Origin of the sequence: Sphingomonas phyllosphaerae (genome assembly GCF_036946485.1) — a bacterium.
Lineage (GTDB): Bacteria > Pseudomonadota > Alphaproteobacteria > Sphingomonadales > Sphingomonadaceae > Sphingomonas > Sphingomonas phyllosphaerae_E.
Genome location: NZ_JAQIJA010000002.1, coordinates 86,068 through 111,547, shown reverse-complemented (window position 1 = coordinate 111,547; position 25,480 = coordinate 86,068). Strand labels below are relative to the sequence as shown.

28 protein-coding genes and 1 other RNA gene are annotated in these 25,480 nt (G+C 68.8%); 12 read left to right on the top strand and 17 right to left on the bottom strand.

What is annotated here, in order from left to right; translation table 11 throughout:
* Positions 1 to 4: 4 nt before the first annotated feature.
* Positions 5 to 697, bottom strand: coding sequence for a glutathione S-transferase (locus tag PGN16_RS06005; protein WP_335308509.1), 693 nt, complete (start codon positions 695 to 697; stop codon positions 5 to 7).
* Complete coding sequence (locus PGN16_RS06000; RefSeq protein WP_335308508.1) at positions 694 to 963, bottom strand: BolA family protein; 270 nt, start codon at positions 961 to 963, stop codon at positions 694 to 696. The genes PGN16_RS06005 and PGN16_RS06000 overlap by 4 nt, the downstream gene beginning before the upstream one ends.
* Before the next feature lie 90 nt (positions 964 to 1,053).
* On the opposite strand from PGN16_RS06000, the gene PGN16_RS05995 reads away from it, so the two are divergent.
* The gene (locus tag PGN16_RS05995; protein ID WP_335308507.1) at positions 1,054 to 1,602 is read left to right on the top strand and encodes a J domain-containing protein; all 549 of its coding nucleotides are present in this window, start codon (positions 1,054 to 1,056) and stop codon (positions 1,600 to 1,602) included.
* A gap of 3 nt (positions 1,603 to 1,605) precedes the next feature.
* On the opposite strand, the gene PGN16_RS05990 is transcribed toward PGN16_RS05995, so the two are convergent.
* The 4 genes from PGN16_RS05990 to sdhC form a co-directional block, all read right to left on the bottom strand.
* Positions 1,606 to 2,178 carry a ClpP family protease gene (locus PGN16_RS05990; RefSeq protein ID WP_335308506.1) on the bottom strand — a complete coding sequence of 191 codons (573 nt, stop codon included), beginning with the start codon at positions 2,176 to 2,178 and terminating at the stop codon, positions 1,606 to 1,608.
* Positions 2,179 to 2,391: 213 nt separating this feature from the next.
* On the bottom strand, positions 2,392 to 4,197 hold the full coding sequence (gene sdhA / locus PGN16_RS05985) for a succinate dehydrogenase flavoprotein subunit (RefSeq protein ID WP_335308505.1): 1,806 nt from the start codon (positions 4,195 to 4,197) through the stop codon (positions 2,392 to 2,394).
* Entirely contained in the window at positions 4,197 to 4,574 is a 378-nt protein-coding gene (gene sdhD, locus PGN16_RS05980; protein WP_335308504.1) for a succinate dehydrogenase, hydrophobic membrane anchor protein, read from the bottom strand. Before sdhD ends, sdhA begins: the two co-directional genes overlap by 1 nt.
* On the bottom strand, positions 4,574 to 4,999 hold the full coding sequence (gene sdhC, locus PGN16_RS05975; protein ID WP_335308503.1) for a succinate dehydrogenase, cytochrome b556 subunit: 426 nt from the start codon (positions 4,997 to 4,999) through the stop codon (positions 4,574 to 4,576). The genes sdhD and sdhC overlap by 1 nt, the downstream gene beginning before the upstream one ends.
* Positions 5,000 to 5,195: 196 nt before the next feature.
* On the opposite strand from sdhC, the gene PGN16_RS05970 reads away from it, so the two are divergent.
* From PGN16_RS05970 to PGN16_RS05950, 5 genes are read left to right on the top strand one after another with little or no spacing between them, the layout of a single operon-like run.
* Entirely contained in the window at positions 5,196 to 6,539 is a 1,344-nt protein-coding gene (locus PGN16_RS05970) for a methyl-accepting chemotaxis protein (RefSeq protein ID WP_443019599.1), read from the top strand.
* A gap of 19 nt (positions 6,540 to 6,558) precedes the next feature.
* Positions 6,559 to 7,908, top strand: coding sequence for a methyl-accepting chemotaxis protein (locus tag PGN16_RS05965; protein WP_335308501.1), 1,350 nt, complete (start codon positions 6,559 to 6,561; stop codon positions 7,906 to 7,908).
* Positions 7,909 to 7,936: 28 nt separating this feature from the next.
* Positions 7,937 to 8,635, top strand: a complete 699-nt coding sequence (locus tag PGN16_RS05960) for an SDR family NAD(P)-dependent oxidoreductase (RefSeq protein WP_335308500.1) — start codon at positions 7,937 to 7,939, stop codon at positions 8,633 to 8,635.
* The gene (locus PGN16_RS05955) at positions 8,625 to 9,569 is read left to right on the top strand and encodes a 50S ribosomal protein L11 methyltransferase (protein WP_335308499.1); all 945 of its coding nucleotides are present in this window, start codon (positions 8,625 to 8,627) and stop codon (positions 9,567 to 9,569) included. Before PGN16_RS05960 ends, PGN16_RS05955 begins: the two co-directional genes overlap by 11 nt.
* A 4-nt stretch (positions 9,570 to 9,573) precedes the next feature.
* The gene (locus PGN16_RS05950) at positions 9,574 to 10,245 is read left to right on the top strand and encodes a TIGR02117 family protein (RefSeq protein WP_335308498.1); all 672 of its coding nucleotides are present in this window, start codon (positions 9,574 to 9,576) and stop codon (positions 10,243 to 10,245) included.
* Positions 10,246 to 10,343: 98 nt separating this feature from the next.
* Here PGN16_RS05950 and PGN16_RS05945 read toward each other — a convergent pair whose 3' ends face one another.
* Positions 10,344 to 10,700, bottom strand: coding sequence for a hypothetical protein (locus PGN16_RS05945; RefSeq protein ID WP_335308497.1), 357 nt, complete (start codon positions 10,698 to 10,700; stop codon positions 10,344 to 10,346).
* 37 nt (positions 10,701 to 10,737) lie between these two features.
* Positions 10,738 to 11,112, bottom strand: coding sequence for a hypothetical protein (locus tag PGN16_RS05940; RefSeq protein WP_335308496.1), 375 nt, complete (start codon positions 11,110 to 11,112; stop codon positions 10,738 to 10,740).
* Positions 11,113 to 11,239: 127 nt separating this feature from the next.
* On the opposite strand from PGN16_RS05940, the gene PGN16_RS05935 reads away from it, so the two are divergent.
* A complete protein-coding gene (locus tag PGN16_RS05935; RefSeq protein ID WP_335308495.1) occupies positions 11,240 to 12,142 on the top strand; it encodes a pirin family protein in 903 nt (300 codons plus the stop codon).
* Here the strand turns inward: PGN16_RS05935 and PGN16_RS05930 are convergent.
* Together PGN16_RS05930 and nusB are read right to left on the bottom strand one after the other, a co-directional pair.
* On the bottom strand, positions 12,129 to 12,308 hold the full coding sequence (locus PGN16_RS05930; RefSeq protein ID WP_335308494.1) for a DUF4169 family protein: 180 nt from the start codon (positions 12,306 to 12,308) through the stop codon (positions 12,129 to 12,131). The two genes, PGN16_RS05935 and PGN16_RS05930, sit on opposite strands and share 14 nt — an antisense overlap.
* Positions 12,309 to 12,310: 2 nt before the next feature.
* The gene (nusB, locus tag PGN16_RS05925) at positions 12,311 to 12,766 is read right to left on the bottom strand and encodes a transcription antitermination factor NusB (RefSeq protein WP_335308493.1); all 456 of its coding nucleotides are present in this window, start codon (positions 12,764 to 12,766) and stop codon (positions 12,311 to 12,313) included.
* Between the two features lie 166 nt (positions 12,767 to 12,932).
* Here nusB and PGN16_RS05920 point away from each other — a divergent pair, with 166 nt between their 5' ends.
* Positions 12,933 to 13,448: a YciE/YciF ferroxidase family protein gene (locus PGN16_RS05920; RefSeq protein ID WP_335308492.1), complete on the top strand. Its 516-nt coding sequence runs from the start codon at positions 12,933 to 12,935 to the stop codon at positions 13,446 to 13,448.
* A gap of 260 nt (positions 13,449 to 13,708) precedes the next feature.
* Here the strand turns inward: PGN16_RS05920 and hisD are convergent, their stop codons facing one another.
* Positions 13,709 to 15,004, bottom strand: a complete 1,296-nt coding sequence (gene hisD / locus PGN16_RS05915) for a histidinol dehydrogenase (protein ID WP_335308491.1) — start codon at positions 15,002 to 15,004, stop codon at positions 13,709 to 13,711.
* Positions 15,001 to 15,651 (bottom strand): ATP phosphoribosyltransferase, encoded by a 651-nt coding sequence (gene hisG, locus PGN16_RS05910; RefSeq protein WP_335308490.1) that lies wholly within the window; start codon positions 15,649 to 15,651, stop codon positions 15,001 to 15,003. The genes hisD and hisG overlap by 4 nt, the downstream gene beginning before the upstream one ends.
* Before the next feature lie 46 nt (positions 15,652 to 15,697).
* On the opposite strand from hisG, the gene PGN16_RS05905 reads away from it, so the two are divergent.
* From PGN16_RS05905 to PGN16_RS05890, 4 genes are all read left to right on the top strand, one after another.
* Positions 15,698 to 16,759 carry a DUF2332 domain-containing protein gene (locus PGN16_RS05905; protein ID WP_335308489.1) on the top strand — a complete coding sequence of 354 codons (1,062 nt, stop codon included), beginning with the start codon at positions 15,698 to 15,700 and terminating at the stop codon, positions 16,757 to 16,759.
* A gap of 290 nt (positions 16,760 to 17,049) precedes the next feature.
* Positions 17,050 to 17,928, top strand: coding sequence for a thiamine-phosphate kinase (thiL, locus tag PGN16_RS05900; RefSeq protein ID WP_335308488.1), 879 nt, complete (start codon positions 17,050 to 17,052; stop codon positions 17,926 to 17,928).
* Between the two features lie 79 nt (positions 17,929 to 18,007).
* Positions 18,008 to 20,188 (top strand): sodium-translocating pyrophosphatase, encoded by a 2,181-nt coding sequence (locus tag PGN16_RS05895; RefSeq protein ID WP_335308487.1) that lies wholly within the window; start codon positions 18,008 to 18,010, stop codon positions 20,186 to 20,188.
* Positions 20,189 to 20,390: 202 nt separating this feature from the next.
* Positions 20,391 to 21,998: a DNA methyltransferase gene (locus PGN16_RS05890; protein WP_335308486.1), complete on the top strand. Its 1,608-nt coding sequence runs from the start codon at positions 20,391 to 20,393 to the stop codon at positions 21,996 to 21,998.
* 135 nt (positions 21,999 to 22,133) lie between these two features.
* Here PGN16_RS05890 and PGN16_RS05885 read toward each other — a convergent pair whose 3' ends face one another.
* The 5 genes from PGN16_RS05885 to PGN16_RS05865 form a co-directional block, all read right to left on the bottom strand.
* Positions 22,134 to 22,379, bottom strand: a complete 246-nt coding sequence (locus PGN16_RS05885; protein WP_335308485.1) for a hypothetical protein — start codon at positions 22,377 to 22,379, stop codon at positions 22,134 to 22,136.
* 85 nt (positions 22,380 to 22,464) lie between these two features.
* Positions 22,465 to 22,788, bottom strand: a complete 324-nt coding sequence (locus tag PGN16_RS05880) for a YbaB/EbfC family nucleoid-associated protein (protein WP_028965658.1) — start codon at positions 22,786 to 22,788, stop codon at positions 22,465 to 22,467.
* Entirely contained in the window at positions 22,785 to 24,422 is a 1,638-nt protein-coding gene (locus tag PGN16_RS05875) for a DNA polymerase III subunit gamma/tau (RefSeq protein WP_335308484.1), read from the bottom strand. The genes PGN16_RS05880 and PGN16_RS05875 overlap by 4 nt, the downstream gene beginning before the upstream one ends.
* Before the next feature lie 538 nt (positions 24,423 to 24,960).
* Positions 24,961 to 25,058, bottom strand: an RNA gene (ffs, locus tag PGN16_RS05870) — signal recognition particle sRNA small type.
* A 49-nt stretch (positions 25,059 to 25,107) separates the two neighbouring features.
* Positions 25,108 to 25,437 (bottom strand): hypothetical protein, encoded by a 330-nt coding sequence (locus tag PGN16_RS05865; protein WP_335308483.1) that lies wholly within the window; start codon positions 25,435 to 25,437, stop codon positions 25,108 to 25,110.
* Positions 25,438 to 25,480 lie beyond the last annotated feature (43 nt).

The following is a 25,480-nucleotide window of genomic DNA, read 5'->3' as shown; positions in this document are numbered from 1 at the left end:
GCGCTCAGTCGTCGCCGTCCAGCTCGGGATAATGTCGGAAGATGCCGTCGGTGTTGAACGCCACCCGCCGCTCGCTCGCCAGATACGCCGCCACCGCATCGTGCAGCGCCGTCAGCTGCGGATAGTGTCCGGCGAGCGCCGCCATCCGCCGCGGGAACATGTACCGCAAGCCTTCGATGATCTGGAACAGCGCCATGTCGACCCCGCTCCACGCCGCTCCGGCAACGAACGTGCCCTCTTCGGCTCCGGCCGCCGCCTCGAAATGGTCGAGGAACTTGGGGATGCGCGCGCCACGGAACTGCGCCGCCGCCCGTGCCGCCTCGGCACGTTGCTCGTCGTAATAGGCCATCGGATCGACCGGGTGATGCACCGCATGGACCTCAGCGACCAGATCGGCGACGGTCAGTTGCAACTGGTGCAGCCAGTACCGCGTCCCTTGATCCTGCGGCCCGATGCCATGGCGGTCTTGCAGGAACAGCACGATGTCCGCCACCTGCGCGACGGTGACGTCATCCGTGACCAGATACGGCGGCGCGAACGGACCGCGCGGACCGCGCGCCGCCATGTCGCGCATCATCGCCTCCGCGCCGTCCTCCCGGGCCCGGTCGCGATATCCGATCCCACCCGCCTCCAGCACCAGCCGCACGAACTCGCCGCGCCCCTGAATGGTCGGCCAGTACCACAGGTCGTAGGTCATTCGCCGGGTGCCTTTGCTTGGATCGCCAGCGCATGGATCCGCTCCGCCAGCAAATCGGCCAGCGCGCGGTTGACGAGCCGCTGCCGCGCGACCCGCGACTGGCCGACAAACGCGACGCTCTCGACGATGACGCGGAAGTGGCTTTCGCCCGTCCCGTCGTCGCCGAGATGCCCGCGATGCTGCGCGCTTTCGTTGACGACCTCGAGCTTGGTCGGGGAAAGCGCAGCGGTCAGCCGCTCGGTGATCAAGGTGGCGATGTCAGTCATGCGACCCCATATAGCGCGTCTTGTGCGTCAAGCGACGAGTGAGTGGTGAAGCCCCAGAACGATCGACCCCATACGCGTTTCCATGGCCGGGTGGCGGACTCGGACAAACCCTGCGCGCATCCCGGCTGCGCCGAGCCCGGCGAGTTCCGCGCGCCGCCGCTGGAGGGCGCGGGCGCGCACGACGGCCCGCCGCGCTTCCGCTGGTTCTGCCTCGACCATGTCCGCGCGTTCAACGCCGGGTACAATTACTTCGACGGCATGACCGCCGAGGAGATTCATCAGGCGCAACGTCCGATGGCCGGCTGGGAGGGTGAGACCCGCGCCTTTTCGCGGACGCGGATGGGCGATCAGGGGCCGCGCTGGGCCGACTTCACCGACCCGCTCGACGCGATCGGCGCCAAATACGCCCGCACCGCGGCGCGTGCCGATGGTCGTCGTCTGACCGGCGAGGATCGGCGCAGCCTCGAGACGTTGGGACTGTCGCCCGATGCCGACCGCACCGCGCTCCGCAAGCGCTATTCGGAACTCGTCCGCCGCTATCATCCCGACCGCAACGGCGGCGACCGCAGCCACGAGGCGGCGCTTGGCAAGGTCATCGCCGCCTATCAGCAGCTCCGCCGTGCGCCCGCCTTTGCGTGAGCGTCAGATGATGTCGAGCACCAGCCCGAGTTCGCGCGCCTCCGCCGCCTCGATATACCAATTGTTCGGTGCGCGTTGCTTCAGCTCGTCGAGCGGCACCTTGCTGCCGCGCACCAGGTCGGCGAATCCTTCTTCCTGGATGCGGATCGAATCCTCGATTTCGTTGAGCTTGGCCTTGAGCACCGGCGCCAAGGTGTTGAGCGGACCGGAAAGCTGGACGGTCGAGTTCATGATCCGCTCGTGGATCATGATCCGCGAGTTTCGCGTCAGGAACCTTTTGTCGACCGGGAAGGCGGACATGAACGTCGCGCCCGCCGAATAGACCGCGACCTTGCCAAGGAACAGCGCCTCGCGCCCGGTATATTCCCGCAACAAGCGGATCGAATCACCCATCGCCCGCGCCATCTCCGGGTCGCCGCCGAGCGTCGTGATCGACACGACGATCGGCCCGTCGCCGGGTGCGGCGGCGAGCTGGTCCTTGAAGTTCGCGTACATCATCTCGTCCACGGTGCCGTGGAGCTGGATGTGCGGCACGGCGAGCAGCGGATAGGCGGCGGCGTTGTGGTTCTCGGTCATGCCGCGCTCAAGCCGCGAGCCCGGCGCGAGTTCCGCCACTGTCCTACAAGGCGGCGATCCGGTAAGAGAGCGTGACACTCGGAACACGCTCTTTCTCAGCTACGATAGGCACGCAGCTCCTATGAGTCGTCGCTCCGGCCTCGAGCCGGGGCCCCGCTTCTTCCGACGCCCGGAAAAGCGGTGCCCCGGATCAAGTCCGGGGCGACATCAACCTTAGTAAACGCGCTTCTTCGGCTTGATGTACTCGACATCGTCGGTGAGCGTGTAATCATGCACCGGGCGATAATCGATGTTCGTCGCACCGCCCTTGCCACCCCAGCCGTCGAAGGTGGTGATGGTGTGCTTCATCCAGTTCGCATCGTCGCGCTCGGGGAAGTCCTCGTGCATGTGCGCACCACGGCTTTCCTTGCGGTTCTCGGCGCTCTTCATCGTCACGACCGCCTGGCCGATCAGATTGTCGAGTTCCATCGTCTCGACCAGATCGGTGTTCCAGATCAGCGAGCGATCGACGACGCTGACGTCGTTCATTCCCTGATAGATCGTCTCGATCTTCGCGACGCCCTCGCTGAGCAGATCGCTGTCGCGGAACACCGCGCAGTGGCGCTGCATCGTCCGCTGCATCTCGGCGCGCAGCTTGGCGGTCGGCGTGCCGCCCTTGGCGTGGCGGAAGTGATCGAGCCGGCCGAGCGCCATCTCTTCCGAGCCCTTGGGCAGCGGATTGTGCGGCGTATTCGGCTTGAGCGTATCCTTGAGCCGGAGACCCGTCGCCCGGCCGAACACAACAAGGTCGATCAGCGAGTTCGAGCCGAGCCGGTTCGCGCCGTGCACCGACACGCACGCCGCCTCGCCGACCGCGAACAGCCCCGGCACCACCGAGTCCGGATCGCCGTCCTTCAGCCGCACGACCTCGCCGTGATAGTTACACGGGATGCCGCCCATGTTGTAATGGACCGTCGGAGTCACCGGCAGCGGCTGGCGCGTCAGGTCGACGCCCGCGAAGATCTTGCCCGTCTCGGTGATCCCCGGCAGCCGCTCGTGCAGCACCTTGGGATCGATATGGTCGAGGTGGAGGTAGATGTGGTCCTTGTCCTTACCGACACCACGCCCCTCGCGCATCTCCATCGCCATCGAGCGCGCGACGACGTCACGGCTCGCCAGATCCTTGGCGGACGGGGCATAGCGCTCCATGAAGCGCTCGCCCTCGGAGTTGGTCAGATACCCGCCCTCGCCGCGGGCGCCCTCGGTGATCAGCACGCCCGCGCCGTAGATGCCGGTCGGGTGGAACTGCACGAACTCCATGTCCTGCAACGCCAGCCCGGCGCGCAGCGCCATGCCGTTACCGTCGCCGGTGCAGGTATGCGCCGAGGTCGCCGACTGGTAGACGCGCCCGCCGCCGCCGGTCGCCAGCACCACCGCATGCGCGCGGAAGCGGTGGATCGAACCGTCTTCCATGCACAGCGCGATCACGCCGCGGCACGCGCCGTTCTCCATGATGAGGTCGAGCGCGAAATATTCGACGTAGAAGTCCGCGTCGTACTTCAGGCTCTGCTGGTACAGCGCGTGGAGCATCGCGTGGCCGGTCCGGTCGGCGGCGGCGCAGGTGCGCTGCACCGGCGGGCCCTCGCCCATGTTCTGCATGTGCCCGCCGAACGGCCGCTGGTAGATCGTGCCATTGTCGTTGCGGCTGAACGGCACGCCGGCGTGCTCCAGCTCATAGACGGCGGCGGGCGCCTCGCGGACCATATATTCGATCGCGTCCTGGTCGCCGAGCCAGTCGGAGCCTTTGACGGTGTCGAACATGTGCCACGACCAATGGTCCGGCGTGTTGTTGCCGAGCGACGCGGCGATCCCGCCCTGTGCGGCAACGGTGTGCGACCGGGTCGGGAACACCTTGGTGATGCACGCGGTCTTCAGCCCGCTCTCGGCGATGCCCATGGTGGCGCGCAGGCCCGAGCCGCCCGCACCCACGACGACGGCGTCATACGTATGGTCGATGATCTTGTAAGCGTCGGCGGACATCAGGCGGCGGCTCCGAAAGCGACCTTGAGGATCGAGAAGATGGCGGTGCCAGCGGTCGCGGCGGTGAAGACGTTGACGAGGACGGTCAGCACGAAGCGGCTTTCCTTATGCGAATAATCCTCGATCACCACCTGCAGGCCGAGGCGGAAGTGATAGAAGACCGACGCGATCAGCAACGCCATCGGGATCGCCGCCCAGGCCGAATGCAGCCACAGCCGCACGGTCGCATGGTCATAGGACGGCAGCGTCGCGATCGACGCCAGCAGCCAGACGATCAGCAGGAAGTTGGTGCCGGCGGTCAGCTTCTGGTGCCACCAATGCTGCGCGCCATGCCCGGCGCTGCCCAACCCGCGGACGCGGCCGATCTCGGTACCCATCACTTGTTCCCCAGATAGAGCCAGAACGCGACCGTCAGCAGCGTCGAGGCGACGAAGGTCAGCAGTGCCAGCCGCTGGTTCATCTTCAGCTCGAACGCGGCGCCGGTATCCATCACCAGATGGCGGATGCCGCTCATCATATGCTGGAACACCGACCAGGTCAGCCCGACCCCGACGATCCAGCCGAGCACGTTCAGCGCCCCGGTGGAGGTGGTGAACACGTCGAGGAACACGCCATAGGCCGCAGGACCCGCCGCAATGGAGGCCAGCCACCAGACCAGCAGCAGCGTGCCGATCGTCGCCATGCCGTCGCCGGTCGCGCGGTGCACGATCGACGCGGTCATCGCCGGGCTCCAGCGATAGTGCAATTGCATGGGGCCGCTGAACAGATGCGGGCTGCGCGGGCGGGCGGGTTTCGAGGCCAAGCGCGAAATTCCTTGAATATGGGCCGGTGCTGGCGAGTTTGCGGCGGTCTATGCGTCCACGGCGCGCCCGATGCAAGCGTAGCGGGTCGATCGACCCGGCCAAAGTCGGGTTGCGTCCCTAACCCACTGTTAACGGATCATCGCTAGTCCGATGCCGGTCTCTCCCTACTGCACGGAGCACGTGTTGCCCAACGATTTGCCCCCGATCGGATCCGTCGCCGCCGCGCTGGACCTCAACGCACGTTTCGACGTGTTCGATCTGGACGGCGAGCTGACGCGCGCCGCGCGCGACGCCTGGGAAACGCTGCGCCCACAGGCGCGCACGATCGCCGATGCTTATTGGGCGCATTGGAAGCGCTGCTTCGGCACCACCGCCAACCATGTCTCCTACGAAGAGACGCGGATGATCGACCTGGGGGTCGCCTTCCTCGAAAATCGCTTCCTGCGCACCCGTGAGAGGGCCTGGGTCGAGTCGATCGAGCGTTCGGTCGCCTCGGCCTATGCCGCCAATGTATCGCCGATGGCGCTGCTGGCGATGATCAGCGCCAGCGATCGCGCCGCACTGGGCGTGCTGATGACGAGCGTGCCGCGCGAAGACCCGCGCCTGCCGCTGCTGATCGACACGCTGATGCGACTGTCGGCGCTGGAGGGCGAGATCACCGTCGCGATCTACTCGGTCTATTCGGCGCACAGTGCGCAGGGCGCGCGCGACAAGCTCGCCGCCGACTTCCGCAATGAAATCGCGGTCACGGTGGAGGCGACCACGCACGAGGGGCACAGCCTGCGCGCGCAGGCGTCGGTCGCGTCGTCGTCGGCACGCGGGATGCTGGGCAAGACCAGCGAGGTCGCCGCCGCCGCGGAACAATCCGCGGTCGCGATGCGCGACGCCGCTTCGACAGCGGCCGGGCTGATCCGCGCGATCGAGGATGCGCGTGCCGAGGTCGAGGTCGCTGCCGACATCGCCACCCGCGCCGCCTCGCAGGCCGGCGATGCGGTCGCCGTGTCGAGCGCGCTCAGCGATCACGCCAAATCGATCGAGTCGATCCTCGGGCTGATCCGCGACATCGCCGGGCAGACCAATCTGCTCGCACTCAACGCCACGATCGAGGCGGCGCGTGCCGGTGACGCCGGCCGCGGCTTCGCGGTCGTCGCGCAGGAGGTGAAGAGCCTCGCCAACCAGACCGCGCGGGCCACCGACGACATCGCCGCGAAGATCGCCGCGATCCAGGCCGCCACCCGCGTCACGGTCGACACCTCCGCGTCGATCCGCAACACGGTGGCCGAGGTGCAGGATTCCGCGACCCGCATCCGCAACGCGATGGAATCGCAGGCCCAGACCGTTACCGCCATTACCGCGGCGGTCGACGAAACCGCGCTTGCCGCCGACTCGATGTCGCACACCATCGCCACGATCCGCAGCGATACCGAAGCGGTCGCCAGCGAGATCGACCAGCTCGGCACCGGTTTCGAGTCGCTCGCCAGCCGCCTCGGTGATCTCGACACCCGCGCAGGCAATTTCGCGACGCGCGTCGCGGCTTGAGGCTCTGGGGACCGTCTCGATGAACTTGCTCGTCCACCATGATGTTCGCCCGTTGGCCGAACGCGCGCGGGACTTCGACCCCTGCGGCCGGGTGTCGGCGGATTGCGCGGAGATCGCCGCGATCCTGGACGCAGGCGATGGATGGAACGAGATCGCCACCGCCTTCTGGAGCCACCTGATCTCGCTGCCCAATGCCCCGGCGACGATCCGCGCCCTTCTGCCGGCCGAGATCGAGGGTCGGGTGCGCAAGGCGGTCGGCCACGCGCAATTGCGCTACCGGTCCCCGCTCAGCGCGGCGTGGGAAGCGATGATCGTCGGTCAGGTCGATGACTCGCAGGCGTCGGGCGTTCCGCTGACCGCGCTGCTCTCGGCGCTGCTCGCGGCGCACTGCCGCACCAACACGCTCGTGGCCGCAGCGGTCGGCAGCGACGGCCCTCGAATGCTCCGCCTCGCCAACACGCTGCTGCGGATGGCGATGCTCGAATCGGATCTGCTGACGACGCGGCTCGGCGCGATCGGCGTCGCGCGCGCCCGCGCGCAGCGCGCAGAACATGCGGCCGAGTTTCGCGCTCGCGTCGGCACGGGCATCGACGCCATTGCGGCACGCGGCCGCGTGGTGCGCGATCGCGCCCGCTCGACCGCGGGTGCCGCCAGTGGGATGATCGAGAAGACCAGCGAGGTCTCGGTCGCCGCCGAACAATCCGCGCTGGCGATGCGCGACGCCGCCTCGACCGCCGCCGGGCTCATCAACGCGATCGGCAGCGTCCAGCGCGACATGCAGGTCGCCACCCAGACGCTCACCGCCGCGACCGATCAGGCGGAGGGGGCAGTCGCCGCCTCTGCCGCGCTCGATGAGCACGCCAAGTCGATCGAATCGATCCTCGGGCTGATCCGCGACATCGCCGGCCAGACCAATTTGCTCGCGCTCAACGCCACGATCGAGGCGGCGCGCGCGGGAGACGCCGGGCGCGGCTTCGCGGTCGTCGCGCAGGAGGTGAAGAGCCTCGCCAACCAGACCGCGCGCGCCACCGATGACATCGCCGCGAAGATCGCCGCGATCCAGACTGCGACCCGCGTCACCGTCGAAAAATCCGCCTCGATCCAGACCAGCATCGAGCAGCTGCGCGGGGCCGCCTCGCAGATCAACGACTCGATGTTCGAACAGGCGCGCACCGTCACCGCGATCACCGCCGCGGTCGACGAGACCGCGCTAACCGCCGATTCGATGTCGCACACGATCGCCGCGATCCGCGAAGGGACGCAGACCGTCGCGGGCGAGGTCGAATCGCTCGGCCAGTCGTTCGAGATGATCGCACAGCGCTTCGAGACGCTGCGCGCCGAAGCGGACGGCTTCGCCAACGTAGCCTGATCGCCGCGGCGTCGTTACAGACGGCGCCATGACGAACATCCTCATTACCGGCGCCAGCCGCGGCATCGGTGCCGCGATCGCCGAAACGCTGGCGACGATCCCCGACGTGGTGGTCGCGGGACAGGGCACCAGCAGCGGCATCGCCGCCGATTTCGCTGACCCGGCCGCGCCCGACGCGCTCTGGGCCGAGGCGCTCGAGCGCCTCGACGGGCGGATCGACGTGCTCATCAACAACGCCGGGGTGTTCGAGGCCAATCCGCTCGACGCCGACGATGCCGACTGGCTGGCCGGCTGGGAGCGGACGCAGCGCATCAATCTCACCGCCGCGGCGCAGCTCTCGCGCCACGCCGTCCGCCACTGGCAGGGCAATGGCGGTGGGCGGCTGGTCAATGTCGCCAGCCGCGCCGCGTATCGCGGCGACTCCCCCGCGCACTGGCATTACGCCGCTGCCAAGGCCGGGCTGGTCGCGATGACCAAGACGATCGCGCGCGGCTATGCGGCGCAGAACATCCTCGCCTTCGCGATCTGCCCCGGCTTCACGATGACCGGCATGGCCGACGATTATCTCGCCAGCCGCGGCGGCGACAAATTGCTCGCCGACATCCCGCTCGGCCGGGTGGCGCAGCCGGAGGAGGTCGCGACGCTCGCGCGCTTCTGCGCGATCGACGCCCCGCCCTCGATGACCGGCGCGGTGCTCGACATCAACGGAGCCAGCTATGTCCGCTGACATCGACAGCTGGCGCGTCACCCTGCCCTGCACCCGCGCCGAGGCCGAGGCGATCGACGCCGCCGACGATCTCGCGATCGATGCGGTGCTGATGACCACCGAGGAGGTCGAGGACGATCGCGAGCATTGGCGGCTCGACGCCTATTGCGAGCATGAGCCCGACCAAGCGATGCTCGCCGCGCTCACCGCGCTCGTCCCCAGCGCCGCCGGCACCGCGCCGACCGTCACCCCGCTTACCGCGCAGGATTGGGTGACGATGAGCCAGGCCGGGCTCGAGCCGATCCGCGAGGGCCGATTCGTCGTCCACACCAGCGCGCATCCGGTCGAGGCGCCCGAGGGCGGCCGCGCGTTCCTGATCGACGCGGGTCAGGCGTTTGGCACCGGGCACCACGCCACCACCTCGGGCTGCCTCGCGATGCTCGACGGACTGACCGACCGTTCCGTCACCAACGCGATCGATCTCGGCACCGGCACTGGGCTGCTCGCCTTCGCCGCCGCGCATCTCTGGCCCGACGCCGCGATCACCGCCACTGACATCGACCCCGCAGCGATCGAGGTCACCCGCGAGAACATGGTCGCCAACCATGTCGGCGGCATCGAACTGATCGTCGCGGATGGCGCGCTGTCGGAAGCGATCGCCGCGCGCGCGCCCTACGACCTGCTCATCGCCAACATCCTCGCCGGACCTTTGATCTCGATGGCCCCGGAGGTCGCCGCGATCGCCGCGCCGCACGCCGCGATCGTGCTCGCCGGCTTGCTGGAGACGCAGCGCGCCGAGGTCGAGCGCGCCTTCACCGCCTGTGGCTGCACCGTCGAGGCGGTCGATCGCCGCGGCGACTGGTCGATCCTGCGGCTGACCTCGGGGGCCGAGCGCTACGTCCCGACCCGCCCGATCGATCCCAAGGGCCGCGACGGCTGGGCGCTCGACCTGTGACGCGGTGCCGCGCGCGTTGAGGCGGATCGCGACGATCGCCGCACGCGCGCTCGGCGCGCTGGCGGTCGTCGCGTTTTTCTACCTGCTCGCCGGCACTGCGCTCTCGACGATCCCGCGCAACCGCGACTGGCAACCCCCGACGACCGGCGGCGTGACGATCTGGATCGAGGACAATGGCGTCCACACCGGCATCGTGATGCCCAAGGTCGCCGCCGGGGTCGACTGGCGCGGCGACTTTCCCGCCGCCGACCTCCCCGACCCGCGCTACGCCGCGAACGACCATGTCGCGGTTGGCTGGGGCGAGCGCAACTTCTTCCTCGGCACCCCGACCTGGGCGGACGTGCGTCCCGCCACCGTGCTGCATGCCGCCTTCGGCAGCGACGAAACGCTGCTGCACGTGGAGCACATCCCCCAACCGCATTCAACGAAGGATGTGCGAGCGGTCGTACTCCGCCCCGACGAATACCGCCGCCTCGCCGCCGCGATCCGAGCCAGCCGCGCGCCCGGTGCAGCGATCCGCGGCTACACCCGCTATGATGCCTTCTACCCGGCGTCGGGCCGCTACGACGCGATCAGAACCTGCAACGCATGGACAGGCGACCGCCTCGCCGATGCGGGAGTGCAGATCGGCTGGTGGACGCCCTTCTCGGCATCCGTGATGCAGTGGTATCGCTAATACCGTCGCCCCGGACTTGATCCGGGGCCCCGCTTCTCCCTGCTGCCAAGGTCGAAGCGGAATCCCGGGTCAAGCCCAGGATGACGATCAGCGAAAACTCACCCGCTCGACGACCCGGTCTGGTTCGCCATCTCGCCCCGCGTCGCCGCCAGCGTCGGCGCTGGCCCGGTCGCCGGCCGCAACCCGTCGCGCTCCGACGCCGGCACCGGCGCGGTCGGATCGGGACGGAACGCCTCGGGCGCGCGCGTCGAGCCCGGCGTCGGCGCGTCGGCGGTGAGATCGGGCGCGTCATGCTCGGCATTGCCGGTCGGCAGGAGTCGGTCGAGCCACCCCATGCCGAACGCCGCCCCCACGCCCGCGATCACCGCGCCGACCGCGCTCGCCGCGACGATCGCCCGCGTCCGCCGGGCTTCCTGCGCCTTCACGGCGCGCGATTGCTGCTTTTTCTTGGTCATGGCCGCTTCAACCCTCACCCGTGCATCGGCGTTCCCGTCACGCCAGCGCCGGCTCGCGCACCGGCAACAGCTTGCCCGTCTGCTCATCCAGCCCGCGCGCGGTCAGCACGTCGAGCGCGGTCGTCGCCGCCACGAACGCAATCGTGCCCCAGATCGCACGGTTGCGCGGCGAACGGCGCGCGGCGAGCGCCAGCGCGCCCATGTCCATCGCATCGCCCGCGACCCGGTTCCAGACCGTCGCCGACGCCGCCGGGCTGGCGAGGATGCCGAGCCCGGACACGACCTCGCGCACCCCGAAACCGCGCACCACGCCGCGATGATCCTCGGCATCCAGCCGCCGCGCGATCCGGCGTGGCGCGAACAGTTCGGCCGCGCCCAGCGCCAGCGAGAACAGGCCAAGTCCGATACTCAAACCTTTGTAATTCATGTCAATTCTCCCGGTTTCCACCGTCCGGCGCGCTCAACGGCCCCGCGTTCCGGCCGGTTCCGCCGGCGCGACTTCGCTGCTAAGCGGCGAGAAACGCTGACGGAGGAAGCGCATGTCGACCCGCGACGATCTGGTGCTGCAGACGCTGGAGCCCGCCACCCACGATCTGGGCGGCTTCAAGGTCTATCGCACGCTGCCGCATCGCGAGCGGACAATGGTCGGCCCGTTCCTGTTCTTCGACCAGATGGGCCCGGCGCACCTCCCGCCCGGCAACGGCGTCGACGTGCGCCCGCATCCGCATATCGGGCTGTCGACCGTCACCTATCTGTTTGAGGGCGCGTTCCAGCATCGCGACTCGCTCGGCAGCGACATCCGCATCACGCCCGGCGCGGTGAACCTGATGACGGCCGGCGCAGGGATCGTCCATTCGGAGCGCTCGCCCGACGACGTCCGCGTCGACGGCCCGCGGCTCGACGGCATCCAGACATGGCTTGCGCTGCCCGACGGGCAGGAGGATCGCGCCCCCGCGTTCGAGCATGTCGCCGCCGACAAGATGCCGGTCGTCGACGCGCATGGCGCCACCGCACGCGTCGTGATGGGCTCGCTGTGGGGCGCGACCTCGCCGGTCACCGCTTATGCCGAGACGATCTACGCCGATATCGTGCTCGCCCCCGGCGCGGCGGTGCCGATCGACGACAGCACCGACGAGCGCGCCATCTATCTGGCGAGCGGCGAGGCGACGCTCGATGGCCTCACGCTTGAACCGCAGCGGCTCTACGTACTGCGCCCCGGCAACGCCGCGACCTTGTCGTCAAAGACCGGCGGCCGCGCGATGCTCGCGGGCGGCGCGGCGTTCGCGACCCCGCGGCATGTGTGGTGGAATTTCGTCCATTCCTCGCGCGACGCGATCCGCGAGGCCAAGCGCGCGTGGAAGGCCGGCGAGTTCGCCAGCGTCCCCAATGACAGTGAGTGGATCCCGCTCCCGGAGGTGCCGAAGACCGTCAGCTATCCGTGAGTTTGGCGCCGTCGAGCAACGCGTCCTTGCGCGCCTGCTCGGCGGCGTCAGCGGCCTTCTCCGCCTTGGTACGCCCGAACGCGGCCTGGTTGGCGGCGGCCTGCGTCTCCTTCGCGGCGCGCGCCTTGGCCTTGCGCGCCTGCTTGAAGGAAACGACGTCGCCCATCGTCAGGCGCGCACCTGCTTGCCGATCGCATCGAGCAGGCCGTTGACGAACCCCGCCTCGCGCTTCTGATAGAAAGCGTGCGCGACATCGACATAGGAGCTGATCGCCGCGCCGACCGGCACGTCGGCGCGCGCCAGCAATTCATAGGTGCCCGCGCGCAGGATCGCCTTCATCGGCTTGTCGAGCCGCTCCAGCGTCCAGCCGGTGCTCAGCTTGCCCTCGACCAGCGCGTCGATCTCGCCGGCGCGCGCGGTAACGCCCTTCACCAGATCGTCGAAGAACGCGACGTCCGCCTCGGCATATTCGACCTCCTCGATCGTCGCGCCCAGCCGGTGCTGGTGGAATTCGTGGAGCAGCACGGGGATGGCGGTGCCTTCCATCTCGTGCTGATAGAGCGCCTGGACGGCGGCGAGGCGCGCGGCGGCGCGGGCCTTGGTACGAGCAGCGGTGCGGGACATAGGCCGCGCGCCATAGTCGCTTGCCGCGCGTTCGTCACCCCCCCCGGGCCGCGCTCTGCACGCTCATCACACGCTGCCGCGTCTTGACCTCGATCAGCGAGATTGTTCGCAACGCTCCGCCTGGCCTCTCGTTCGTCGCGGGTAACTTCACCCGAGGAGATGGCACATGGGCCTGTTCACCAAGGACATCGCGACGCTCGAGGACCTGTTCCTGCACCAGTTGCAGGACGTCTATTATGCCGAGAACCAGATCACCAAGGCGCTGCCCAAGATGATCGAAAAGGCCACCGCGCCCGAGCTGAAGAAGGGCTTCGAGACGCACCTGCGCGAGACCGAGGGCCAGATCGCGCGGCTGGAGCAGGTGTTCGAGGCGCTCGACCAGAAGGCGAAGGCGGTCACCTGCCCGGCGATCGACGGCATCATCAAGGAGGCCAACGAAGTCGCGGGCGAGATCGCCGACAAGGCGGTGCTCGACGCCGCGCTGATCGCCTCGGCGCAGGCGGTCGAACATTATGAGATCACCCGCTACGGCACGCTGATCGCCTGGGCGACGCAGCTCGGCCACGACAAGGTCGTGTCGCTGCTGCAAGCGACGCTCGACGAGGAAAAGGCCACCGACGACAAGCTGACGACGCTGGCCGAGAAGAAACTGAACAAGAAAGCCGAACTCGCGGAGGCGTAGGTAACGGCCGTCGCCCCTGCGAAGGCAGGGGCCCATGTCTGTAAAGTCGGTCGATCGGTCTGACACAAAGCCCGAAGCTACTGTGTCAGACCCGTCACCAGGACGAAACAGCCATAGGCCCCTGCCTTCGCAGGGGCGACGGTAGGAAGAGGCAATCGCCCGAACACTCCCGTCGCCCCGGACGTGATCCGGGGCCCCGCTACCTTCGCAACGGCAGCAAGTAGCGGGGGTCCCGGATCAAGTCCGGAACGACGGAAATCTCAACGATTCGCCCGGATCCGCAACGCCACCGACTGCGCATGTGCCGGCAGCCCCTCGGCGCGCGCCAGCGCGATCGTCGCCGGCCCCAGCTCAATCAACGCCGTCTCATCCAGCTGCAGGAAGCTGGTCCGCTTCATAAAATCGCTCACCCCCAGCCCGCTCGCAAACCGCGCCCGGCGGCCGGTCGGCAGCACATGGTTCGGGCCCGCGACATAATCGCCGATCGCCTCCGGCGTATGCCGCCCGAGGAACGCCGACCCCGCATGACGCAGCATATCGAACAATGCCTGCGGATCGTCGCACGCCAGCTCGACATGCTCGGGCGCGAGCCGGTCGACCAAAGGCATCGCGTCGCCGAGCGACGGCACGATCACGATCGCACCATTGTCCTCCCACGCCACCCGCGCCACCGCCTGCGTCGGCAGTGTCTGCAACTGCCGCTCGACAGCCTCGGCGACCCGATCCGCGAACGCCGCATCGTCGGTGAACAGGATCGACTGCGTGGTCGTGTCATGCTCGGCCTGGCTGAGCAGGTCGGCGGCGATCCACTCGGGGTCGTTCGCGCCGTCCGCGACGACGACGATCTCGCTCGGCCCCGCGACCATGTCGATCCCGACCACGCCGTACACCTGTCGCTTGGCCTCGGCGACCCACGCATTGCCCGGCCCGGTCACGACATCGACCCGCGCGATCCGCTCGGTCCCGTATGCCAACGCCGCGACCGCCTGCGCGCCGCCGACCCGCCACACCTCGTCCGCGCCGACCAGATGCGCGGCGGCGAGCACCAAAGGATTGACCACGCCGTCGGGCGTCGGCGTCACCACCACCAGCCGCTCGACCCCCGCGACCCGCGCCGGGATCGCGTTCATCAGCAACGTCGAGGGATAGGCCGCCCGCCCGCCCGGCACGTAGACGCCCGCCGCATCGACGGCGCGCCACCGCGCGCCCAGCCGCACGCCCGCGGCATCGGTGTAGCTCACATCCTCGGGCCGCTGCTTCTCGTGATAGGCACGGATGCGTGTCGCGGCGAGTTCCAGCGCCGCGCGCAATTCCGGCTCCAGCCCGTCGAACGCCGCCGCGCACGCCGCCGCATCGACCCGCCACCCGGTCTCGTTCAGATCGTGCCGGTCGAGCTTCTGCGTGAAGGCGTGCAGCGCCGCATCGCCCTCGTCGCGCACCGCGCGCACGATCGTCGCCACGTCACGCGCGACATCGCTCGCCGCCTCGCGCCGCGCGTCGACCAGCGTGTCGAAGCGCGCCGCGAAATCGCCGTCCTGCGTGTCGAGCCGGATCATGCCGCCACCGCCGCGCGGAACGCCTCGACCAGCGGGAAGACATGCGCGCGCGTCTTCATCGCCGCGCGGTTGACGATCAGCCGCGCCGACACCTCCATGATCCGCTCCACCTCGACCAGTCCGTTTTCCTTGAGCGTCTTGCCCGACGACACCAGATCGACGATCCGGCTGGCGAGCCCCAGCGTCGGCGCCAGCTCCATCGCGCCGTTCAGCTTGATACATTCGGCCTGCACCCCCGCGCGTGCGAAATGCTGCGCAGTAACATGCGGATATTTGGTCGCGACCCGCACATGGCTCCACCCGCGTGGGTCGTCGCCCGCCGCCATCTCGGCCGGCTCGGCGATCGACAGCCGGCAATGCCCGATGTTCAGGTCGACCGGCGCGTACAGCTCGGCGTAATCGAACTCGGCGAGCACGTCGGACCCGACGATCCCCAATTGCGCCGCGCCATGCGCGACGAAGGTCGCGACATCGAACGCGCGCACGCGGATGAGCTCGATCCCGTCGCGATCGGTGCGGAAGCGCAACGCGCGGCTCTTCTCGTCGCCGAACGCCGGCTCGGGGACGATCCCGGCGCGCGCGAGCAGCGGCAGGGCTTCTTCGAGGATGCGCCCCTTGGGAACGGCGATAACGATCGGATCGGACATGCGCGCGGCTTTACGAAGGCACCGCGACCGGCGCAATGCGGTGCGCATGGCAGACGAGTCGACCAACCGCGCCGCCTTCGAGGTGCAGGCGCAATATTGCGACGCGATGGCCGCGCCGCAGACCGCCGCTTTGTGCCGGGCGCTCGCCCGCGTGCTGACCCGCGACACGGCGGTCGGCGCGCGGCTGCTCGACTGGCCGGGCGAGCCGGTCGCCGACGCGACGGTGCTGCGCGTCGTCGGGGGCCTCCACGCGCTCGCCCGCCGCGGCGTCGTCGACCCGTTCGCCGCCGACGATGCGACGCTGGCGACGATCCTCGCCACCCATGACGCGACGCTGCTGCCGTGGCTCGACGGCCCGCCGCAGACCAATGAAGCGCAGCGCTCGGCCGGGCTGATGACCGGGCTGCTTCACGTCGCCGCCGCGCTCGGCCCGCGCATCGAGGTGCTGGAGATCGGCTCGAGCGCCGGGCTCAACCTGTTGATCGACCGGATGCGCTTCGATCTCGGCGGCGTGCGCGTCGGTCCGCCCGACTCGCCGTTGTCGATCGTCCCGGAGTGGCGCGGCCCGCCGCCGCCCGCCGCACCGATTGCGATAACCCGCACCCGCGGGGTCGACATCGCACCCGTCGACGTCCGCGACCCGGCGCAGGCCGAGCGGCTCGCCGGCTACGTCTGGGTCGACAATCACGAACGCCTCGCGCGGCTATCCACCGCACTCGACATGGTGCGTGCGCGCCCGGTCGATCTGGTGCAGGGCGACGCCGCCGACTGGGTCGAGGCGCGCCTCGCCGAGCCGCAGGCGGAAGGCGTCGCGCGCGTCCTGATGCACTCGGTGGTCTGGCAATACCTGCCCGCGTCCTCGCGCGACCGCATCCGTGCCGCGATGGCCGACGCCGGCGCACGCGCCACCGTGGACCGCCCGCTCGGCTGGGTGATGATGGAGCCCAACCGCGACCTCCACCGCCACGAGGTGCGGGTGCAATGTTGGCCGTCGGACCAGCCGATGCAGCTGGTCGCGCTCACCCATGCGCATGGCGCGTGGGTCGAAGGGCTGCCCGCGCCCTACGAAACCCGCGACTATGTCATGCGCCGCGGTGCTTATGAGTGACCGCGACGCCCTTGACGAACAGGAGACGACCGTCCCCCCTCCCGTCATCCCGGCCTTGAGCCGGGATCCCGCTTCTTTCTTCACTCGCCACGAAGAAGCGGGGCCCCGGATCAAGTCCGGGGCGACGCAGAGATTTGCGGTGTTCCCATTGAAAACAGGCCGGCAAACCACTTCGTCATTCCCGCGCAGACGGGAATCCAGACGCGCAGGTCGTGCGGTAGAGCCGCGCCTCCTGAGGTTCTGGATCCCCGCTTCCGCGGGGATGACGGCAGTGGGCGCGCGGTAACCAAATGACCGAAGCCGACTTCCTCGCCCGCCTCCGCACGCTCCCGCTCCACCCCGGCGCGGGTGGCCTCACCGACGACACCGCCACGCTCGCCGCCCTCACCATCACCACCGACACGCTCGTCGAGGGCATCCACTTCCTCCCCACCGACCCGCCGCAGGACGTCGCGTGGAAGCTCGTCGCCACCAATCTCTCCGACCTCGCCGCCAAGGGCGCGCACGTCGAGGGCATCCTCCTCAACTACCCGCTGAGCGACGAAACATGGGACGCCGCCTTCCTCGACGGCCTCGCCGATGTGCTGGCCGAGCTGGACTGCCCGCTCCTCGGCGGCGACACCGTAACGCTCCCTGCCAACGCCCCGCGCATCCTCACCGTCACCGCCTTCGGCCGCGACGCTCCCGCCCCGCCACGCTCGGGCGCGAAGGCCGGGGACGCGCTCTACGTCACCGGCACGATCGGCGACGCGGGCGCGGGACTCGCCATCGCCCGCGCCGGCACCGGCGACCCCGCGCTGCTCGCCCGCTACCGCCGCCCGGTCCCGCGCCTCGCCGAAGGGCGCGCGCTCGCGCCGCAGGTCAATGCGATGATGGACCTTTCCGACGGCCTGCTGATCGACGCCTCGCGCATGGCCGCCGCCAGCGGCCTCGCGGTCACGATCGACCTCGCCGCCGTCCCGCTCGCCCCCGGCGTCACTGACCCGCTCGCCGCGGCCACCGCCGGCGACGATTACGAACTCCTGTTCGCCGCCGCCGCTGACCTGAAACTACCCGTCGCCGCCACCCGCGTCGGCACCTTCACGCCCGGCACCGGCCTCACCCTGACGCAGGATAACCGAATGATCCCGCTGCCCGCATCGCTCGGCTACCAGCACGGGTTGCGCTGACGCGGCCACCTGTTAGCCTCGCCTCCCCGCGCGACGTACCGGCGACAGACCGGACGCGCCACTAGGAGGGATGAAGGGCATGACGATCGTCTATCTTGCCATCGTCTGCGGCCTAATCGCCGTACTCTATGGCTTCGTGACCAGTCGACAGGTGTTGTCCGCCTCGCCGGGCAACGAGCGGATGCAGGATATCGCCGCCGCCATCCAGGAGGGCGCGCGCGCCTATCTCGGGCGGCAATATACCACCATCGCGATCGTCGGCGTCGTCGTCGCGATCGTGCTCTTCGCCACGCTCGGCACGCTGTCGACGATCGGCTTCGTCATCGGCGCATTGCTCTCGGGGGTCGCCGGGTTCGTGGGCATGACGATCTCGGTCCGCGCCAACGTCCGCACCGCCGAGGCGGCGCGCGGCTCGCTGCAGGGCGGGCTGACGATGGCGTTCCGCTCGGGCGCAGTGACCGGAATGCTCGTCGCCGGGCTCGGGCTACTCGCGATCGCGCTGTTCTTCTGGTACCTGACCGGTCCCTCCAACCTGCTCCCCAACGATCGCGCGATCGTCGAGGCGCTGACCGCGCTGGCGTTCGGGGCGTCGCTGATCTCGATCTTCGCGCGGCTCGGCGGCGGGATCTTCACCAAGGCCGCCGACGTCGGCGCCGATCTGGTCGGCAAGGTCGAGGCCGGCATCCCCGAGGACGACCCCCGCAACCCCGCGGTGATCGCGGACAACGTCGGCGACAATGTCGGCGATTGCGCGGGCATGGCGGCCGACCTGTTCGAGACCTATGTCGTGACGCTCGGCGTGACGATGGTGTCGATCGCGCTGCTGATCCAGGCGAGCCCCGCCGAGCTGATGCGCCTCATGAGCCTGCCGCTCGCGATCGGCGGCGTGTGCATCATCACCTCGATCATCGGCACCTATCTGGTCCGGCTCGGGCGCGGGACGATCATGGGCGCGCTCTACAAGGGCTTCTGGACCTCGGCGCTGCTCTCCGTCCCCGCGATCTGGGCGGTGACGCAATGGACACTCGGCGACATGCATCAGGTGATCGGCGGCGCGGGCTTCCTCGACGCCGACCGCGACGCCGCCTTCGACGCGATCACCACCGGCAGCGCCGATGCGGCGACCGCCGGCGTGCCCGCCGCAACGGCCTTCACCGGCACCGACCTGTTCTGGTGCATGATGATCGGGCTGGCCGTCACCGGGCTGATCGTCTGGATCACCGAATATTACACCGGCACCAACTATCGCCCCGTCAAGTCGATCGCCAAGGCCAGCGAGACCGGGCACGGCACCAACGTCATCCAGGGCCTCGCAATCAGCCTCGAGGCGACCGCGCTGCCGACGATCGTGATCGTGATCGCGGTGATCGCCGCCTACAAGCTCGCCGGGATCATCGGCATCGCCTTCGCCGCCACCGCGATGCTCGCGCTCGCCGGCATGGTCGTCGCGCTCGACGCTTATGGCCCGGTCACCGACAATGCGGGCGGCATCGCCGAAATGGCCGGGCTGGAGGACGAGGTCCGCGAACGCACCGACGCGCTCGACGCGGTCGGCAATACGACGAAGGCGGTGACCAAGGGCTATGCGATCGGCTCGGCGGGGCTCGCCGCGCTGGTGCTGTTCGGCGCCTATACGACGGACCTCAGGACTTACTTCCCCGACCTCACCGTCGATTTCTCGCTGAGCAATCCCTACGTGATCGTCGGACTGCTGCTCGGCGCGCTGCTGCCCTATCTGTTCGGCGCGTTCGGGATGACCGCGGTCGGCCGCGCGGCCGGCGCGGTGGTGCAGGAGGTCCGCGACCAGTTCCGCGACAATCCCGGCATCATGCAGGGCACCAGCCGCCCCAATTACGGCCGCACCGTCGACCTCGTCACCCGCGCCGCGATCCGCGAGATGATCGTGCCGTCCTTGCTCCCGGTGCTGTCGCCGATCGCGCTCTACTTCATCGTCCGCGCGGTCGACGGACAGGCGAGCGGCTTCGCGGCGCTCGGCGCGATGCTGCTCGGGGTGATCGTCTCGGGGCTGTTCGTCGCGCTGTCGATGACCAGCGGCGGCGGCGCGTGGGACAATGCCAAGAAGTATATCGAAGACGGCAACCACGGCGGCAAGGGCTCGGAGGCGCACAAGGCAGCGGTGACCGGCGACACGGTCGGCGATCCCTACAAGGACACCGCCGGACCGGCGGTCAACCCGATGATCAAGATCACCAACATCGTCGCGCTGCTGCTTTTGGCGGCATTGGCCGGCCACGGCTGATTCCCGTCCGTCACCCCGGCCTTGAGCCGGGGTCCCGCTTCTTCTGATCGCGACCTAAGCGGGACCCCGGCTCAAGGCCGGGGTGACGGACTTTTTACCTCCATTCCGGCGCAATCCCCGCCGAGCACGCAAGCCCCAACCCGCTCCGCAACGGCTCCACCTCGCCGCGACAACCCTGCCGCACCCCGCTCCAGTCGCGCTTATGTCCAGCGCGAACCGACCCACCAACCACCTCTATTACGGCGACAACCTCGACGTGCTCCGCCGCGAGATCGGCGACGCGTCGATCGACCTCGTCTACCTCGACCCACCCTTCAACTCGAACGCCAATTACAACATCCTCTTCCGCTCGCCGACCGGCGACAGCGCCGATGCGCAGATCGCGGCGTTCGAGGACACCTGGCGCTGGAACGACCGCGCCGAGGACGCCTTCGACCAGGTCGCGCGCAGCGGCCACACCAAGGCGTTCGACCTGCTGAACGCGATGCGCGCCTTCCTCGGCGAGAATGACATGATGGCCTATCTCTCGATGATGGCGGTGCGCGTGATCGAGCTGCACCGCGTGCTCAAGCCGACCGGCAGCCTCTATCTCCACTGCGATTCCACCGCGAGCCACTACCTCAAGCTGCTGCTCGACGGCGTGTTCGGCGCCGAGCGCTACCGCAACGAGATCATCTGGAAGCGCACCACCGCGCACGCCGACGGCGGCCGCTGGGGGCGCAACCTCGACACGTTGCTCTTCTACACGCGCGGCGCGGAGTACATATGGCACCCGCCCCACACCGCCTATGACGCCGAGTACGAAGCCCGCTTCCGCCAGCGCGACCCCGACGGCCGCCGCTGGATGGACGACAACCTCACCGCCAAGGGGCTGTCGGGGGGCGGCTATACCTATGAGTATAAAGGCGTCACCTCGCTGTGGCGAATGCCCGAGGAGACGATGCGCCGCCTCGACGCCGAGGGCCGGCTGCATTTCACGCGCAGCGGCGGCATCCGCCTCAAACGCTATCTCGACGAGGCCAAGGGGATGCCGGTGCAGGCGTTATGGGCCGACATCCCCGCGCTCAACTCGCAGGCGCAGGAGCGGCTCGGCTACCCCACGCAAAAGCCGCTCGCCTTGCTGGAACGTATCATCGCCGCCTCCTCGAACGAGGGCGATGTCGTGCTCGACCCGTTCTGCGGCTGCGGCACCGCGGTTCATGCCGCGCAGAAGCTCGATCGCCAGTGGATCGGGATCGACGTGACGCATCTCGCCATCTCGCTGATCGAAAAGCGGATGCAGGCAGCCTTCCCCGGCATCGCCTTCACCGTCGAGGGCACCCCGCGCGACCTAGCCTCCGCCGAGGATCTCGCTCGCCGCGACAAATACCAGTTCCAATGGTGGGCGGTGTCGATGGTCGATGCCATGCCCTATGCCGGCCGGAAGAAGGGGGCCGATGGCGGGATCGACGGCATCATCTACTTCAAGCCCGACGGCCGCCGTACCGAGCGCGCTTTGGTGTCGGTAAAGGGCGGCGATCACGTCGGCGTCACGATGATCCGCGACCTCCACTCCGCAATGATCCGCGAAAAGGCCGCCGGCGCGGTCTTCGTCACCAAGGCCGCGCCGTCGCGCCCGATGGAGAAGGAAGCCGCCGCCGCCGGCCGCTTCACGTCGGAGGTAACGGGCAAAAGCTACCCGCGCCTCCAGATCATCACGCTGGCCGAGCTCTTCAAAGGCCGCCGACCCGACCTGCCCTATGTCGATGCCACCGCGGCGTTCCGCCAAGCCCCGCGCGAAAGCAGCGCCCGGCAGGGATCGTTGTTGTAAGCAGAGACTTGTAGTTCTGCCGTCACCCCGGACTTGATCCGGGGTCCCGCTTTTTATCTCACGCCCGGTGTAGAAGCGGGACCCCGGATCAGGTCCGGGGTGACGGAGGAGGGCTGGATTGACCAGCCCAGCCAATCACTTCTTATCGGTCGCCCCGTCGATCGCCGACCCAGCCTTGTCCGCGGTGCTCTCGACGCTCTTCGCCGCCGAGGTAATCGCATTGTTCTTCGCGGTCTCGCTGTCACCGCGTGCGATCATGAAATAGGCCGCCACCGCCACGACGATCAGCACCGCCAGCCCGATCAGCAACCCGCCACCACCGCCGCCACGGCGTTCGATGATCGTGGTGTGCGGGGTCTGCGTCACGCGATCGTCACTCATGGCTCTCTCCCTCTCGGTTGATGGAGCCATGAATGCGACCGCGCCGGCAATGTTCCGTTACCGGAAGGATCGCCGCTGTGCCGAATCAGAACGGCAGCTTGAACCCCGGCGGCAACGGCAGCCCGCTGGTCATCTTCGACATTTCGGTCGACGACGCCGCATCCGCCTTGGCGCGCGCATCGTTCAGCGCCGCCGCGATCAGGTCCTCGAGCATCTGCTTCTCGGACGGCACGATCAGCGAGTCGTCGAGCGCGACCGAGATGATACGCCCCTTCGCCGACGCCTTGACCTTCACCAGTCCACCGCCCGCGACGCCCTCGACCTCGATCGTATCGAGGCTGTCCTGCGCCTTTTGCAATTCGTTCTGGACGTTCTGGGCCATCGCCAGAATGTCGTTGAGATCCTTCATGTAATACTCCTCTGCGCAGGTTTCGGATCGATCAGTTCGGCGCCCGGGAAGGCATCGAAGGCCGCGGCGACGATCGGGTGCGCGCGCGCCGCGTCATGCCGCGCCTGCACCACATCCTGCTCGGCCTCGAACATCGTCGGCGCGCCGGGCAGGTCGGCCATCGCCAGCTTCCACGGCGTTCCCGTCGCCTCACGCAGCACCGCCGCTAGCTCGGTGAGCGTATCGGTCGACAAGGGCCGCGTCCCGCTGAACACGATCTCGGGCGGGGCATAGCGCACGAGGCTCGCCCCGCGCCGCAATCGCACCAGCAGGTCGAGCTTGCCGCGCTCGTCGAGCAGCGTCAGCACCCCCGCGAACTCCTTGGGCGCACGATCCTCCGGCGCAGGCGGCGCAACCGGTGCAGCAGGCGCGCTCGGCACCGCGACCGGCACATCCCCCGCCGCCAGCCGCCGCGCCAGCTCGCCCGGATCGGGCAGCGTCGAGGCATGGATCGCGCGCAGGATTGCCATTTCGGCGGTCTCGATCGGCAGCGCCGCGCGCCCGACCTCCTCATGCCCCTTCAGGAACAATTGCCACAGCCGGTGCAGCGCCGGGAACGACAGCCTGCCGGCCCACTCCCGATATGCCGCGCGCTCCTCGGCCGGCTGCGCGGGATCGTCGGGCGCGCCGACCTTCACCTGCGTCACGCCATGCACCGCCTCGAGCAAAGCGCGCATCACGCCGAGCGGATCGACCCCCAGATCATATTGCCGCCTGAGCGCCGCCAGCGCGCCGGGCGCATCCGCGGCGAGCACCAGCGCCAGCAGATCGCGCACCGCATTGCGGTCCGACAGCCCGAGCATCTCGCGCACCGCCTCGGCGCGCACCCCGCCGCCTTCCAGATCGGCATGCGCGATTGCCTGATCGAGGATCGACAGCCCGTCGCGCGCCGACCCTTCCGCCGCACGCGCGATCAGCGCCAGCGCCTCGGGGTCGGCCTGCGCGCCCTCCGCCTCGACGACGCGCCCGAAATGCTCGGCGAGCAATTGCGCCGGGATTCGCCGCAGGTCGAACCGCTGGCAACGCGACAGCACCGTCACCGGCACCTTGTTCACCTCGGTGGTCGCGAACAGGAACTTCACATGCGCCGGCGGTTCCTCCAGCGTCTTGAGCAGCCCGTTGAACGCCGCCTTCGACAGCATATGGACTTCGTCGATAATGTAGATCTTGTAGCGCGCCGACACCGCGGCATAGCGCGACGCCTCGATGATCTCGCGCACGTCGTCGATGCCGGTATGGCTCGCGGCGTCCATCTCCATCACGTCGATATGCCGCCCCTCGGCGATCGCGCGGCACGGCTCGCACAACCCGCACGGATCGATCGTCGGCCCACCCTGTCCGTCCGGCCCGATGCAATTGAGCGCCTTGGCGATCAACCGCGCGGTCGAGGTCTTGCCGACTCCGCGCACCCCGGTCAGCAGAAAGGCATGTGCGATCCGATCGCGCTTGATCGCGTTGCCGAGCGTCTGGACCATCGCGTCCTGCCCGATCAGCGCGGCGAAGGTCTGCGGCCGGTATTTGCGCGCCAGCACGCGATAAGGCTGCGCGCTTGCCGCAGGCTGCGGCGGCGTACCGAGGTCGAGAGAGTCGGACATTACCGGCGGATATAGGAGCGCGCATGCGGCTTGTCGAAGGCTTCTCCGGCGATGGAGGAACGTGACCGACATCCGCCCGAAGCCTTCGCCCCGGACTTGATCCGGGGCGAAGGCTTCTTCTTGACGAGGGTAAAAGCGGGATCCCGGATCAAGTCCGGGATGACGAGGAAAGACCGTCGCCCCTGCGAAGGCAGGGGCCCATGTCTGTACAGTCCCGCGATCCGCTCGCCGAAACAACAATCACCGATGTGTCAGAAAAACAAACCCCGCCGCGGCAAAGCCGCGTCGTCGGCCGGAGCTACGCCCCGCCGGCCGCGCTTGCGCGTCTCGCGGCCAGCATGGCCGCGTGCGCGCTGCGCCCCGTCGCCCCTGCGAAGGCAGGGGCCCATGTCTGTAAAGTCCCGCGATCCGCTCGCCGAAACAACAATCACCGATGGGTCAGAAAACCGCCACGGCAAAGCCGCGTCGTCGGTCGGCGCTACGCCCCGCCGGCCGCGCTTGCCAGCGTGGAGCGGCATCGCCGCTCTCTCGCTGGCTGCGCGGTGGGAGCCGGAACGACCCGCGGCGAAATCGTTGTGGCTGCTTCCGTCAGGACCTGACCAGGTTGGCGACGACCACGTCCGCCCGACTCCCGCGCGCCATATGGCGGAGCCGGGCGGCCCGATCAAGTCAAAGCGTCAAACCGTTAGCGACGCACGCGGAAACAGCGGCGCTGCGGCCCATAATAACCGTCTACCCAGCGGCACACGGTCTGCGTGCGCGGCCCGCGATAGCCGTTCCACGCATAACGGTCGCCGCGCCAGCCGCGATCGCCCCGCCAGCCGCGATCCCCACGCCACCCGCGGTCACCGCGCCAGCCACGCCGGTCATCCCAGCCGCGCCGGTCGTCACGCCGGTCGTCCCAGCCACGTCGGTCGTCCCAGTGATGCCGCGGTCCCGGCTGTGCGGAGGCCGCGGTCGGCACCAATGTCATGGCGGCCATCAGGCCCGCGAAGCTCAAGGTCATCAGTTTCATACGCTCTACTCCCGAAATCCCCTGCCTTGCTTGGCAAGATGCG